The organism is Egbenema bharatensis FJBBOT/2019 (assembly GCF_048077055.1).
Classification (GTDB): Bacteria; Cyanobacteriota; Cyanobacteriia; order Elainellales; family Elainellaceae; genus Egbenema; species Egbenema bharatensis.
On record NZ_CP182236.1, the window covers coordinates 145,215 to 161,333 of the forward strand.

Below are 16,119 nucleotides of genomic sequence, written 5' to 3' on the forward strand. Positions count from 1 at the left end.
AAACCTGCAATTTTTTGGTTTCAATCATGGACGACGTTTCTCAACAGCTTGCCACCCTATCTCCTGAGCAACGAGCTTGGCTTGAACTCCGGCTCAAGCGCAAGGGATTAGAACTGCCAAAAGCACAAATCATTCCGAAGCGGAAGGACTCCAATGCTCTGCCGTTATCCTTTGCACAGCAACGGTTATGGTTCATTCAGCAGCTTGATCCCCAAAACGCTTCCTATAACATTCCAGTTGCCCTCCGTCTGCAAGGACATCTCAGGGTGGCAGTACTGCAACAAACGTTCCATGAACTGGTTTCGCGGCATGAAACTTTACGAACTCGAATTATGACTGATGAACAGGGACAACCTGTTCAGGTAATTGATCCAGTTCATCCGATTCAGGTAATCATGCCAATCGTAGATCTGAGCCAGATATCCCAACCAGATTTAGAAATTCAACGTCTGGCAACGAAATCTGCTCAGCACCCGTTTGACTTGGCTCAACCCTTGTTGCGATCGACGCTCCTGCATTTGAGCGAAACCGATCATGTGTTGCTGTTAACCATGCATCACATTATTTCGGATCGCTGGTCTTTAAGTGTTTTGATGCGAGAGTTGAAAGTCCTTTACGAAGCCTTTTCCAAGGGAGAGAATTCTCCCCTGCCTGACTTACCCATTCAATACGCAGACTGGGCAATTTGGCAACGGCAATCCTTGCAGGGTGAGGTGCTGCAACAGCAATTAGATTACTGGAAACAACAGTTAGCTGGTCTTCCAGTTTTAGAGTTTCCCACCGATCGCCCCCGACCTGCGATTCCAACCTTTCAAGGTAAGCAGTGTTCGTTTATTTTGTCGCGATCGCTTACTACCGCCCTCAAACAGCTTAGTGCTCAGGAAGGAGTGACATTATTTGTTGTCTTCTTAACTGCCTTCAATATTTTGCTATGCAAATACTCGAATCAAGACGATATTGTTGTTGGTACTGATATTGCCAATCGCAACCGAGTTGAAACGGAAGGGTTGATTGGGCTACTCGTTAACACGTTAGTACTACGGATGAAATTATCTGGAAATCCGACCTTTCGGGAATTGTTGCAGCGGGTGCGAGAGGTGACGCTGGGAGCTTATGCCCATCAAGACTTACCGTTTGAGCGATTAGTGGAATTCCTGAATCCAGAACGGGCTTTAGGTCAAATGGCTCCTCTGTTTCAGGTTAAGCTCGATTTTCAGCTTGCTCCTATCGATTCATTGGAACTCTCAGACTTGACCTTGAGTATTGTGCCAACCGAAAGCGAGACTACAAAATTTGAGTTGCGTTTTAATCTAGCTGAAACCGAACAAGGGATTCATGGACAAGTAGAATACAGCACCGATTTATTTGATGAATCTAAAATTACTTGCTTAGTTACTCATTTTCACAACATATTAGAAGCGATCGCGTCCTGCCCTGAGCAAAATTTGTCAGAGTTTTCAGTACTTTCAGAAACAGAATGGCAACAAATCCTGGTGGAATGGAATCAGACTCAAATAGAGTATTCTCAGAATCAATGCATTCATCAATTATTTGAAGCACAAGTAGAACGTACACCGGATTCAATTGCCCTTGCTTTTGAGGGACAGCAATTTAGCTATCAAGAACTGAATCATCGAGCGAATCAATTAGCCCATCATCTTCAGTTTCTAGGCGTGGAACCAGACACCTTAGTGGGAGTTTGTTTGGAGCGATCGCCCGCTCTCATGATTGCCCTGTTAGCCATCCTCAAAGCAGGTGGGGCTTATGTGCCGCTTGACCCTTCCTATCCCCAAGCCCGCCTTGCCTTCATGCTCAACGATGCTCAAACTTCCATCGTACTCACCCAAGCTGCTCTGGTAGATACCCTCTCCACCCCTGCTCATTTGTTCTGCTTGGACACCCACTGGGATACGATCGCCACATCCAGCCAAACTAATCCCCACAGTTCTGTCTCTCCTGACCACCTCAGCTATGTCATTTACACCTCTGGCTCCACGGGTCAGCCTAAAGGAGCGATGAACATGCACCAGGGGGTCTGCAATCGCTTACGGTGGATGCAGGATGCTTATCATTTAACTTCAGCCGATCGCGTCTTACAGAAGACTCCCTTCAGCTTTGATGTCTCAGTGTGGGAATTTTTCTGGCCCTTGATGGTCGGAGCAACCTTGGTGATCGCTCGTCCGGGCGGACATCAGGACAGCCGCTATCTGATGCAACTGGTTGCTCAGGAACGCATCACGACGCTGCATTTTGTTCCCTCCATGTTGCAAGTGTTTCTAAATGAATCAAGTTTAGAGTTTTGTAATGGCAGTCTCAAACGAATACTTTGCAGTGGCGAGGCATTGCCGTTGAGTTTGCAGCAGCAATGTTTGGAGCAACTTGAAGCAGAACTCCACAATCTCTATGAACCGACGGAAGCCGCGATCGATGTCACGGCATGGCACTGTCAGCCTCAGGAAAATGAAACCATTGTGCCGATCGGTCGTCCCATTGCCAATACGCAAATTTACATTTTGAATCCAGCGGGGCAGCCTGTGCCGATTGGCGTACCTGGAGAGGTGCATATTGGGGGTGTGCAGCTTGCTCGTGGCTATCTCCGGCGACCGGAATTAACCGCAGAGAAATTTATTCCAAATCCTTTTAGTTCAGAACCCGGCTTACGATTGTATAAAACAGGTGATTTAGCGCATTACTTACCCGATGGAACGATCGAGTATCTGGGACGAATTGACCATCAGGTGAAGATTCGCGGCTTCCGCATTGAATTGGGTGAAATTGAAGCAGTGTTAAATCAGCATCCAATTGTATCTAGCAGTGTGGTATTAGTGCGGGAGGATGAGCCAGGGTTACAACGCTTGGTGGCTTATGTGGTAATGCGATCTAACGAGATTGATCTAACTCTTGAGTTGCGGCAATTTGTAGCAGAGAAATTACCCACATACATGGTGCCGACTGTTTTTGTCAAGCTAGAGGCTTTACCGCTTACGCCAAATGGCAAAGTCGATCGTAAGGCGTTACCCACTCCAGGCATTTATCAGCCTGAATTATTAGCGAATTATGTGATACCACAGACTGAACAAGAGCGAACGATCGCCGCAATTTGGAAAGAAATTCTTCACTTAAAAAATGTAGGAATTCACGATAATTTTTTCGATTTAGGTGGACATTCGTTGCTGCTGATTCAATTGAATAATCAGCTACATGAAAGGCTAAAATTAAATTTATCAATTCTCGACTTATTCAGATATCCAACAATTCATTCCCTGATAAAATATTTAAACCAGATAGATCAAGAATTCTCTGCTTCACAACAAGAAGTTGTTCAACAATTCGAAACACTTCAACACGGTAAAGCACGCATGAAAAAGCGATTTGAGCGCAGCCAGCAAAAGCAGGATAGGGCCTGAAAATATGGATACTTTGAAAATGTCTGATATAAATACGAATGGGTTAGAAGTAGCAGTAATTGGTCTTTCTGGACGTTTTCCAGGGGCTAATAATGCTGATGAATTTTGGCAAAATTTGCAGAATTCGATTGAATCTATTACTCATTTCGCAAATGAAGAATTGCTTCATTCAGGCATAGAGAATGAACTAATTAACAATGCTAACTATGTTAAAGCAAATGGTGTTTTAGAAGATATTGATCGGTTTGATGCATCATTTTTTGGCGTTTCACCCAGGGAAGCAGAAATCCTAGATCCCCAGTATCGATTCATTTTAGAGCAAGCTTGGACAGCCCTTGAGGATGCAGGCTATACTTCTGAATCCTATCAAGGTTCAATTGGGGTTTATGCAGGTGCCAGATCCAGCCTTTACTTACTTGCGAATCTTCTGCCAAATCGCCAGGAGATTTTGCGATCGGTTAGTCAACATCAAGTATTTTTAAGTAATGATTTAGGAACACTAGCTACGCGAATTTCTTACAAACTCAATTTAGAAGGTCCCAGTTATACCGTTGAAACGACTTGTTCAACTTCCTTGGTCGCAGTTCACCTGGCCTGTCAAAGCCTGCTCAGTGGTGAGTGTGACATGGCTCTGGCAGGAGGCGTTGGCATTTCCCCACAACAGAAAGCAGGATATCTCTATGAGGAAGGCGGAATTCTCTCTCCAGATGGGCATTGCCGAGCCTTTGATGCCAACGCTCAAGGAACGGTGGGAGGCGACGGAATTGGACTTGTTGTCTTGAAACGATTAGAAGATGCTTTAGCCGATCGCGATTGTATTCGTGCCGTTATTAAGGGATCAGCGACTAACAATGATGGAGCTTTGAAGGTTAGCTACACTGCACCTCGCATTGAAAGTCAGGCAAAAGTGATTCGTGCTGCTCAAGCGATCGCCGAGATTCATCCTGAAACAATTTCATACATTGAAGCCCACGGTACAGGGACACCCTTAGGCGATCCCATTGAAGTTGCAGCATTGACGCAAGCCTTTCGGATGAGTACGGACAAGAAAGGCTTCTGTGCGATCGGTTCGGTTAAAACTAACATTGGACATCTGGGTGCAGCGGCTGGGGTGGCGGGCTTAATCAAAACCATTCTGGCCCTTCAGCATCAAAAGCTCCCTCCCAGTCTCCACTTCCAACAGCCCAATCCTAAAATTGATTTTGCCAACAGTCCTTTTTATGTCAATACTGAGCTCTCTGAGTGGCGAACAAACGGGACTTCACGACGAGCAGGAGTCAGTTCGTTTGGGATGGGCGGCACTAATGCCCATGTCATCCTTGAAGAAGCCCCACCTATTAATCCTTCAGGTTGCTCGCGCCCGTATCAGCTCATTGTGCTTTCTGCGAGAACTCCTTCGGCTTTAGAGACAGCAACAAGCAACTTGGTCACTCACCTGAAGCAGCATCCTGACCTCAATTTGGCAGATGTCGCGTATACCCTACAGATGGGTCGTCATAGGTTTAATCATCGGCGTGTTTTGGTTTGCCAAGATCTGAACGAGGCAGTATCTGCTCTGGAACCTGTCGATCCGCAACGAGTATTGACTCAATTCCATGAGCCGACCACTCGACCCATCATTTTTATGTTTCCAGGACAGGGTGCCCAGTATGTTGGCATGGGGCAAGATCTGTATGAAACAGAGCCAGTCTTTCGATCGCACATTGATGATTGCTGTGAACGATTACAACCTCGCTTGGGACTGGATTTGCGTCAGATTCTCTATGCAGATACAGAGCAAATTGAAGTTGCCTCTCAGCAGCTTAAACAAACGGCGTTAGCCCAGTCTGCACTTTTCGTCACAGAGTATGCCCTGTCCCAATTGTGGATAACTTGGGGGATTCGTCCTCAAGCCATGATTGGTCATAGTATTGGTGAGTATGTCGCGGCTTGTTTAGCGGGTGTGTTTTCTCTTGATGATGCTCTGGCACTGGTAGCGACTCGTGGACAGTTGATGCAACAACTCCCGACAGGAGCCATGCTTTCAGTGTCTTTATCGAAAGAGCAGCTCCAACCTTGGCTAGGTCAGGACTTGTCTTTAGCCGTCCATAATGCACCATCGCTTTGTGTGGTATCGGGTTCTGAATCTGCAATTAATGATTTACAAACTCAGTTAAGCCAGAAAGGGATTGAGTACCGTCGCTTGAAAACTTCCCATGCCTTTCATTCGGCAATGATGGAACCAATTTTGGAATCTTTTTCAAACCAAGTTAGTCAAATTAAACGATATCCTCCAAAGATTCCCTTCATCTCAAACGTGACGGGAACTTGGATTACAACAGAGCAGGCGATCGCGCCTCACTATTGGACTCAGCATTTACGTCAGACTGTACGGTTTAGCGAAGGCATTACTCAGCTAGTGCAAGAATCCGCTAACTTCTTCTTGGAAGTTGGTCCGGGACGAATGCTCAACACCTTAGTGAAACAACATCTTGATCAAACGGCTCAACACATTGTGCTTGCTTCACTGCGTCATCCCCAAGACCAACAGTCAGACGTAGCCTACCTATTGAAAACATTAGGAAAACTTTGGCTCACTGGTGCATCTATTGACTGGTCTGATTTGTATGTCCATGAGCAGCGGCATCGAATTCCTTTACCAACGTACCCATTTGAGCGTCAACGTTACTGGATTGATTCCAAACCTGAAATGCTCTCTAATACTTCAAGACAGAAGATTTTGGATAAAAAACCTGATGTAGTAGATTGGTTTTATGTTCCATCCTGGAAACAATCTTTATTACTTCCAGTTTCTTCAAAACCCAATATGCAGACACAGCAATTATCACGCTGGCTAGTTTTTGCTGACTCAGCGGGAATTGGGGATGCAGTAGTTGAGCAACTTGTCCGGAAAGAACAGGATGTGATTACTGTAAAAGTAGGTCAGGAATTTGGTCAGATCCATCAGACCGCTTATATCATTAATCCTCAACGCCAGGAAGACTATATTAAACTGCTTCAAACCCTTGCTCAAAATAACCAATTGCCACACGCAGTAGCTCATCTTTGGAGTGTTGTTCCTGAGTCTGCTTATGAGGACGATCGAGGACATCAAGCCCAAACTTTTGATTCATCACTCTTCAAAAGGAATCAAACGATCGGGTTTTATAGTTTGTTATTTTTCATTCAAGCCTTGGCAAGGGAGAAGTGGGTCGAGCCTTTACAGTTGAGCGTTATGACGAGCAATGTTCACAATGTCACAGGTGACGAGAAACTATCTCCTGAGCAGGCAACCGTTTTGGGACTATGTAAGGTGATTCCTCAGGAATATTCTCACATTACTTGCCATAACGTAGACATTGCAAATGCCGATGGCGAACTATCTTCCAGGTTAGTCGATGATCTTGTAACTGAACTGACTACAGCGGATATGGATCGCATCGTTGCCTATCGAGGTCAGCATCGTTGGGTTCAGACCTTTGATCCGATTCGTTTAAACACGGGGAATACAAATCTGAATTTAAGGCAAGGAGGTGCTTATCTGATCACAGGTGGTTTGGGTCGCATCGGACTTTGTTTGGCGGAATATTTAGCAAAGACGGCACAGCCCAAATTGGTCTTGCTTGGGCGATCGAAATTACCTGAAAGAGAGCATTGGCAGCAGTGGCTAGCAACTCACGATCGGGAAGATCTGATCAGCCAGAAGATCCGTAAAATTTTGGCGTTAGAGCATTTGGGGGCAGAAGTGCTTGTGATTTGTGCAGATGTCGCAAATGAGGCGCAAATGCAGCAGGCGATCGCTCAAATCTATGACCAGTTTAAGCAGCTACATGGGGTCATCCATGCCGCAGGGAATGTTGGCTATACTTCGCAGCAAACCATTCGGGAGATGACTCCTGACGACTGTTGGCAACAGTTTATGCCCAAAGTGTATGGGTTACTCGTCTTAGAAAAAGTTTTACAGGGACGCACCCTTGATTTTTGTCTTTTACTGTCTTCACTATCCTCCATTTTAGGTGGATTGGGGTTTGGTGCCTACGCTGCTGCTAATCGTTTTATGGATGCTTGGGCACACAAGCACCAACAAATCAGATCTTTCCCTCTGGTCAGTGTGAACTGGGATGGATGGCAATTTACAGCAGAATCTCCCCGAACGACAACTTCCAATTTGGCAATCCATCGATGGGCAATGACACCAGAGGAAGGAATTGCAGCCTTTGAAAAGCTATTTGCTGGTTTACCCCATAGAGTGGCTCAGATCGTTATTTCCACAGGAAATCTGCAAGCCAGAATGAACCAGTGGCTAAAGTTTGAAACCTTAAAACAGGTTGATTCTGCAAATGAAAGAACGCCGCTTTCTCAGCATTCCAGACCTAACTTGAGTAACGATTATGTTGCTCCCAAAAGTTCAATGGAACAAATCATTACAGAAATTTGGCAAGATATTCTGGGGATTGAATCAATAGGTATATACGATAACTTTTTTGAGCTAGGTGGTCATTCTTTGCTCCTCACTCAACTAATTTCTCGGTTACGTCAGGCTTTTAACATTGAGATTCCAATTCGACAAATTTTTCAAAAACCTACTATTGCAGAGCAAGCAGTAATTGTTGATCAGCTTTGCAAAGAGGTGCAAAAAGTACACTTTCAACCGATCACACAAGTTGCTCAAAATCCTGTTCAACAAATGCTAATTGATCCTGATCAAATTTCAGAACAAGAGCTAGATACGCTGCTTGGTCATCTCCTATCTGAGGAGGATATAGCACAATGAGCAACACCAATCGCCGGGCTACTACCAACTTTTCATTGGCAGAAAAACGCCAGCTTCTTGCAGGTTTGCTGCATCAAAAAACAGCTAACCTGAAAACTTACCCAACCTCCTTTGCTCAACAGCGATTGTGGTTTCTTCATCAATTAGAGCCTGATAGTCCTGCGTATCATCTTCCCTGCGTTATTCAGCTCACCGGTACATTGAGTATTTCCGCTTTAACGCAAGCCCTTAACGAAATTGTGCGCCGTCATGAAGTGCTGCGAACCACTTTTGTTATGTCTAAAGGGCAACCAATTCAAGTGGTTGTACCCACAGTTACCTTAACAATTCCGCAAATAGACCTACATCAGATTCCAGCATCTAAACGAGATAGTGAAGTATTGCGTCTTGCCAATGAGGAAGCAAGGCGATCGTTTGACTTGATGAAAGCTCCCCTCCTTCGTGTCACGCTATTGTCTTTTGCTGAGTCAGACCATGTCGCGTTGTTCACAATGCACCACATTGTCTCGGATGCCTGGTTCATGCAACTTCTCGTGCAAGAACTGACAACCCTGTATACAGCCTTTTCTAGCGGCAAGCAATCGCCTCTGACAGAATTGCCAATTCAATATGCCGATTTTGCAGTTTGGCAGCGTCAGCAACTTCAGGGAGGCATCCTGGAAACTCAACTAGAGTACTGGCTCAATCAACTCAGCGGTGATCTACCAAACCTGCATCTACCAACCGATCGCCCTCGACCGATCGCCCAATCTTCTCGCGGTGCTACCCATTCATTTGTTCTTTCAAATGAGCTAACTCAGCAACTTGAAAGCTTGAGCCAAAGGGAAAATGCTACACTCTTCATGACTTTGTTAGCAGCGTTCAATACCTTGCTTTACCGCTACACGGGACAAAGTGACATCTTGATTGGTTCACCCATTGCAAATCGTAATCGACCTGAGATTGAGCGGCTCATTGGCTTTTTTGTGAATACGCTGGTGTTCCGCACCCATGTCGCTGCTGATCAAATGTTTCAAGCGTTATTGCATCAAGTTTGTGATGTGGCTTTGGGAGCTTATGCGAATCAAGATCTTCCCTTTGAACTGCTTGTAGAAAAACTGCAACCCCAGCGCACCTTGAGCCATAAACCACTCTTCCAGGTGATGTTTGTTTTACAGAATGCACCAGAGCGATCGATGGTTCTGCCCGGTGTAACACTGCATTCCCAGTTCAGTCATACCGATACAGCCAAATTTGATTTGACCTTATCCATGTCAAAGCGTGAAGGAGGTTTAACCGGGCAGATTGAATATAGTACTGATTTGTTTGAGCCAGCCACCATTACTCGGATGGCCAGCCACTTTCAAAATTTACTTCATGCCATTGTTCATAATCCCCAACAGTGTTTATCAGAATTACCTATATTAACTGAACCTGAACAACGCCAGGTGTTGACGGAATGGAATGACACCCGCACGGATTACTCCCATGATCAATGCATTCATCAGTTGTTTGAAGAGCAAGTCGAATGCACCCCAGAGGCGATCGCCCTTGGCTTTGAAGATCAGCAACTCAGCTATCAGGAGTTGAATCACCGAGCGAATCAATTAGCCCATTATTTGCGATCGTTGGGCGTAGGGGTAGAAACCTTAGTTGGACTGTGCCTGGAACGATCGCTGGATATGGTGATTGCCATTCTTGCCGTTCTAAAGGCGGGAGCAGCCTATGTGCCGCTTGATCCCAGCTATCCACCAGAGCGGCTGTCCTTTATGCTGCACGATGCCCAAGTGCCCGTGTTATTGACGCAGCAGCGACTCACCTCAACCCTTCCAGAGCACTCAGCGCAATTGATCGGTCTGGATAGTATCTGGGATGCGATCGCCCAACAGCCTGATACCGATCTGAGTTGTGATGGATCGACCAGCAATCTTGCCTATGTCATTTACACATCCGGTTCGACGGGGCAACCCAAAGGAGCTATGAACACGCACCAGGCGTTAACCAATCGGCTGCACTGGATGCAGCAACGGTATCAACTTACGTCTGACGATCGCGTGTTACAAAAAACGCCCTTCAGCTTTGATGTGTCGGTGTGGGAATTTTTGTGGCCGGTCATGGTCGGTGCGCGATTGGTGGTTGCTCGTCCAGAGGGGCATCAAGATAGCCGCTATTTAACGCAACTGATCGTTGAACAGGGTATCACGACGCTGCATTTTGTACCGTCGATGTTGCAGGTGTTCCTGGAGGAACCTGCGGTTAAGGACTGTTGCAGTTTAACGCGGGTGATTTGTAGTGGTGAAGCATTACCGTTGAAATTGCAGCAGCGATATTTTGAGCGATTGCCAGCCCCGCTGTATAACTTGTATGGACCCACAGAAGCCGCGATCGATGTCACCGCCTGGGATTGTGCCACCACCTGGGATTATCAGCGAAAGGACGATCGCCCTACTGTACCGATTGGCTACCCGATTGCGAATACTCAAATTTATTTATTGGATGCGATCGGGCAACCTGTTCCGGCGGGTGTACCGGGAGAAGTACACATTGGTGGTGTGCAATTGGCACGAGGCTATTGGCAGCGTCCGGATCTGACAGCAGAGCGGTTTATTCCCCATCCCTTTGGTCAAAACATGGGCGATCGCCTGTACAAAACAGGAGATTTAGCCCGCTACCTGCCGGATGGCAGTATTGAGTTTTTGGGACGGTTGGATTATCAGGTCAAGCTGAGAGGATTACGGATTGAGCTTGGCGAAATTGAAGCGGCATTCAATCAGCATCCCGCTATTCGAGAAGTGGTGGTGATGGTTCATCAGCAAGAGGAGCATCAATCCTTAGTGGCTTATGTGGTTCCGGTGCGATCGGCTGAACCTGAGTCATACCAACCACAAGCCCTCCGAGCATTTTTGCAGACCAAACTCCCGGCTTACATGGTGCCTTCTGTCTTCATCCCCCTCAATGCTTTGCCCCTGACCCCCAATGGCAAGGTGAATCGTCAAGCCTTACCCCAGCCTGATACAGTCCGATCGCCTGCAAAGACCTTTTTTGCCCCTCGCACACCCGTTGAAATTGAGCTAGCCCAAATCTGGAGCCAGGTGTTGAAGGTCGAATCCATTGGCATTCACGATCACTTCTTTGATCTAGGCGGACATTCGTTGCTGGCGACTCAAGTGGTGTCACGGTTACGCGAAGCCTTTCAAATGGACATTCCCCTCCGCAGCCTCTTTGAAAAACCGACGATCGCAGAATTGGCGCAACACATTGAAACAAGGCGGATGGTTTTACAGCAGTGGCAAACCCCAACTCCCGTCGCAACAACGGGTCGCAAGGAGATTGAATTATGAAGACCATTGATGAATTTCTCTCCTATCTCCATCGCCTGGATGTGAAACTGTGGATAGAGGACGATCGCCTGCGGTGTAATGCCCCAGAGGAAGCGTTAACGCCAGCCCTCAGTGCTCAAATTCAGGCGCGCAAAGCGGAGATCATGCAGGTTCTGAAGGACATTCATGGGAGTGTCTCCTCGACCCAAAATGCCATTCAACCCGTTTCGCGTCAGCAAAATCTCCCCTTATCCTTTGCCCAACAGCGACTCTGGTTTCTCGATCAATTACAGCTGGGCAGCCCGCTTTACAACATCACTTCCGCCTTACGGTTAAAAGGACAGTTAAACGTAGAGGTTTTGCAGCGATCGCTGAATGCAGTGGTGCAGCGGCATGAAGTTTTACGAACAACCTTTCAGACTGTGGAAGGGCAACCCGTACAGGTGATTGCTCCAACGCTGACCGTACCGCTCCCTCTTGTTAATCTGCAATCTCTTCCACCTGCGGAACAAGACGCTCAAGTCTTGCAGTTAGCCAGCCAGGACGCACAGCAACCCTTTGATCTGACTCAAGTCCCGTTAGTTCGCCTGACGTTACTCCGCCTGAACGAAGAAGAGCATGTGGCACTGTTTACGATGCATCACATTGTGTCAGATGGCTGGTCGATCGGCATTTTGATTCGAGAACTAACAGCACTATACGAGGCTTTCTTGAGGGGCGAACCCTCTCCGCTGGCTCCGCTGACAATTCAGTATGCTGATTTTGCCGTTTGGCAGCGGCAATGGCTTCAGGGAGAAACCCTGGAGAAGCAGCTTGCCTATTGGAAACGCCAAATTGGTGAAAATCCGCCAGTGCTGCAACTGTTGAGCGATCGCCCGCGACCGAGAGTGCAAACTTTTCGTGGAGCCAGACATACTTTTTCTTTAACCCGTGACCTGACTACTGCCCTCAAAGCCTTGAGCCGTAAAGCGGATACGACGCTGTTTATGACATTATTAGCAGCGTTTAAGGCTTTACTCTATCGCTATACAGGACAAACGGATATTTTAGTGGGATCGCCGATCGCCAATCGCAATCGGACTGAAATTGAGGGGTTGATTGGCTTCTTTGTGAATAATCTCGTCTTACGCTCTGATGTAAGCGATAATCCGCCTTTTCAACAGTTGTTAAAACAAGTACGTGAGGTCACGCTAGAAGCTTACGCCCATCAAGATTTGCCGTTTGAATATTTAGTTGAACAGTTGCAGCCCCAGCGTGATCTCAGCTATAGCCCAATTTTTCAAGTGAAATTTGCGTTAGCAAACACGCCCAGCGAAGACTTGAAGCTCCCTGGATTGACGCTCAGTCCTCTGAAACAGGAGAACCCGACTGCCAAACTTGATCTCAGCCTGGATATGTTTGAATCAGATGCTGGATTAATTGGCGTTTTTGAGTACAACACCGATCTGTTTGAGGCAGCAACGATCGCCCACACGGCTGACCATTTTCAGACGCTCCTACAGGGCATTGTGAATCACCCGGAACAGCGACTTTCAGAACTGCCACTGTTGACGGAGGCAGAGCAACACCAAATCCTGCATACCTGGAACGAGACTGGGGCGGATTATCCGGAACACCAATGTTTTCACGAACGATTTGCCGCACAGGTGGAACAGACACCCGATGCGATCGCCCTTATTTTCCAGGATCAACATTTCCAAGACCAGCAGCTTACCTATGCAGCACTGAACCAATCCGCCAATCAGCTTGCTCATCGCCTGATTGAATTGGGCGTTCAACCGGAAACACGAGTCGGACTTTATGTCGATCGCTCCCTAGAAATGATGATTGGACTACTCGGCATTCTTAAGGCAGGCGGTGCTTACGTGCCGCTTGATCCTGCCTATCCTGCTGATCGGTTAGCCTACATGCTGATTGATTCTCAGGTGTCTGTCGTCTGTAGCGATCGGGCAAATCGGGCGGCGGTAGAAGCATTGGTGGCAGCGCGATCGGGTGCAACTGCTCAGGTGGTAATCATTGATCCGGCTGAATGGGCAGCGTTACCCACGACCAATCCACCCAGCCAGGTTACATCCGATAATCTTGCGTATTTGATTTACACATCGGGTTCCACGGGACAACCGAAAGGAGTGCTGGTTCCCCATCGCGGATTGAGCAATCTCACCGAGGCAAAGATTCAAACCTGTGAAGTGCAGCCAGACAGCCGCGTATTGCAGTTCTTCTCAATTAGTTTTGATGCTTCTATTCCTGAATGGATTATGGCACTTGGCTGTGGAGCCACCCTTTGTCTGGGCACATTGGAATCCCTCATGCCGGGGGATGCGCTGATGCATCTGTTACAGGAGCAAGCGATTACGCATATCACGATTCCACCTTCAGCACTGGCTGTGTTGGCCCGACAAGAGGTGCCCTCCCTCCGCCTGATCCTGGTGGGTGGAGAAGCCTGTCCACCCGATTTAATCGAATTCTGGTCTGAGGGGCGATCGTTTATCAATGCCTATGGGCCCACCGAAGTCACAGTCAATGCCAGTATGGTTCCCTGTGGCAATGGTGTGCCCCTCTCACCCACCCTTCGCCCCAGTGCTAACAAGCAGCTTTACGTGCTCGATTTTCACCTTCAAGCCGTTCCCGTTGGCGTAGCGGGTGAGCTTTATATTGGTGGGGTTGGTTTAGCGCGGGGCTATTTGCATCGTCCCGATAAAACAGCAGAAGTGTTTTTGCCCAACCCGTTCAGCGATCGCCCTGGCAGTCGGCTTTACAAAACAGGAGACTTGGTGCGCTATCAGCCCGATGGCAGGATTGAATTTCTGGGTCGCCTTGATCATCAAGTCAAAATTCGCGGGTTTCGCATTGAACCTGGAGAAATTGAGACCCTGTTGAGCCAACATCCTGAGGTGCGATCGAGCCTGGTAATTGTCAGAGAAGATCAGCCAGGAAATAAGCGGCTGGTGGCTTATATCATTCCTACAGAGGGACAAACTCCGACTTCTAGAGAGCTACGCCGTTTTCTCAAGGAAAAGCTGCCCGACTACATGGTGCCTACTGCGTTTGCGATATTAGATGCTTTGCCACTTAGCCCCAATGGTAAAGTCGATCGTCAGGCGTTGCCTTTGCCTGAAGGGATGCAGACCGACTCGGAGCAATCTTATGTCACACCTCGGAATCAGACTGAAGCCAAGCTTGCCGAGATTTTTGCCCAAGTGCTAGAGGTGCTGCAGGTTGGGATTCACGATGATTTCTTTGAGCTAGGAGGACATTCTCTCCTGGTGACACGGGTGATTGCCCGATTGCATCGTGTGTTCCAGGTGCAGCTAACCGTGATGAATTTGTTTGAAACACCAACGGTAGCGGGTTTAGCTGAATCAATTGAAACCGCTCGCTCGAGTCAACTCGTTCAATCTTCCAACCGTTTCCAGGATAAACGTAGGGAGAAATCAGCGAATGGTGAATCGATCGATTTAAGAACTGAAGCTGTTCTTGATCCAGAAATTCTCCCTGACTGTCTCTCCTGTCAAATGCCATCCTCACCCCATGCTATCTTCCTGACCGGAGCCACAGGATTTGTCGGTGCATTCTTGCTCCATGAACTCTTACAACAAACGAACGCAGATCTTTACTGTTTGGTGCGATCGGATTCAACAAGTTCAGGTCAGCAACGGCTTCAGCAGTGTCTCGACTCCTATCGGCTTTGGGATGAACGCTTTCGCACCAGAATCATTCCGGTGATTGGCGACTTATCAAAACCACTTTTGGGACTCTCACCTACTCAATTTCAGCAGTTGGCGACAACGGTTGAGGTGATTTATCACAGCGGTGCCTGGGTTCACCATGCGTCTCCCTACTCGTCATTAAAGGCAGCAAACGTTTTAGGAACTCAGGAGGTTTTACGATTCGCCGCTCAAGGTAAAATCAAGCCCGTTCATTTCATCTCCGCAATTAGCGTCTTTTCAGGACGAGAGGTATGTGCAGACCAGATCATTCGAGAGCAAAGCAACCCTGAACCACCGCAGGGTGGGTATAATCAGAGCAAATGGGTAGCAGAACAACTCGTTCGATTGGCGGGCGATCGCGGTCTTCCTGTCTGTATTTATCGGCTAGGACGCATCTCCGGCCATAGCCAAACGGGGGTTTTTAATCCGAATGATTTCTTGTATCGGTTAATCATGGGCTGTGTCGAACTAGGTGGTGCTCCAGAGGGAGACATGCTGCTCAATATCATTCCAATTGATTATGCGAGTCAGGCGATCATTCATCTATCCCAACAACTCAATTCAATTGGCAAAGCGTTTCATTTGATCCATCCTCAGCCTGTCTCTGCCAATCTCCTTATTGAAAAATTGAGATCGAGAGGTTATTCTATTCAACGTCTTACCTCTGGGGAATGGATTGATCAATTGCTATTCATAGCAGAGCGTTCTCCCCATCATGCGTTATATCCATTAGTATCCTTCTTTACGGGAAATTCTCAGACACTATCATCTCAATCCCATGACTTAAAGTTTGATTGTAAACAGACGATCGCAGGATTAGCCAATACGTCAATTAACTGTCCACCGATTGGCGATCGATTATTAGATATCTATATCTCTTATCTGATTGAGCATCAGTTCCTCAAATCATCTCACGTTGATACTCGACCCAAACAATTCGTTCAATAGCC

General features: G+C 47.2%; 4 protein-coding genes. All 4 read left to right on the forward strand.

The features are described 5' to 3' along the window. Positions 1 to 26: 26 nt before the first annotated feature. Genes ACM1PF_RS00625 through ACM1PF_RS00640 form a run of 4 tightly spaced genes read left to right on the forward strand, consistent with a single transcriptional unit; the run spans position 27 to position 16,117 of the window. A complete protein-coding gene (locus tag ACM1PF_RS00625; protein ID WP_416671495.1) occupies positions 27 to 3,407 on the forward strand; it encodes a non-ribosomal peptide synthetase in 3,381 nt (1,126 codons plus the stop codon). A 19-nt stretch (positions 3,408 to 3,426) separates the two neighbouring features. Then, the gene (locus ACM1PF_RS00630; RefSeq protein WP_416671497.1) at positions 3,427 to 8,160 is read left to right on the forward strand and encodes a type I polyketide synthase; all 4,734 of its coding nucleotides are present in this window, start codon (positions 3,427 to 3,429) and stop codon (positions 8,158 to 8,160) included. Next, complete coding sequence (locus ACM1PF_RS00635; RefSeq protein WP_416671499.1) at positions 8,157 to 11,480, forward strand: non-ribosomal peptide synthetase; 3,324 nt, start codon at positions 8,157 to 8,159, stop codon at positions 11,478 to 11,480. Before ACM1PF_RS00630 ends, ACM1PF_RS00635 begins: the two co-directional genes overlap by 4 nt. Then, on the forward strand, positions 11,477 to 16,117 hold the full coding sequence (locus tag ACM1PF_RS00640) for a non-ribosomal peptide synthetase (RefSeq protein ID WP_416671502.1): 4,641 nt from the start codon (positions 11,477 to 11,479) through the stop codon (positions 16,115 to 16,117). Before ACM1PF_RS00635 ends, ACM1PF_RS00640 begins: the two co-directional genes overlap by 4 nt. Positions 16,118 to 16,119: the final 2 nt, after the last annotated feature.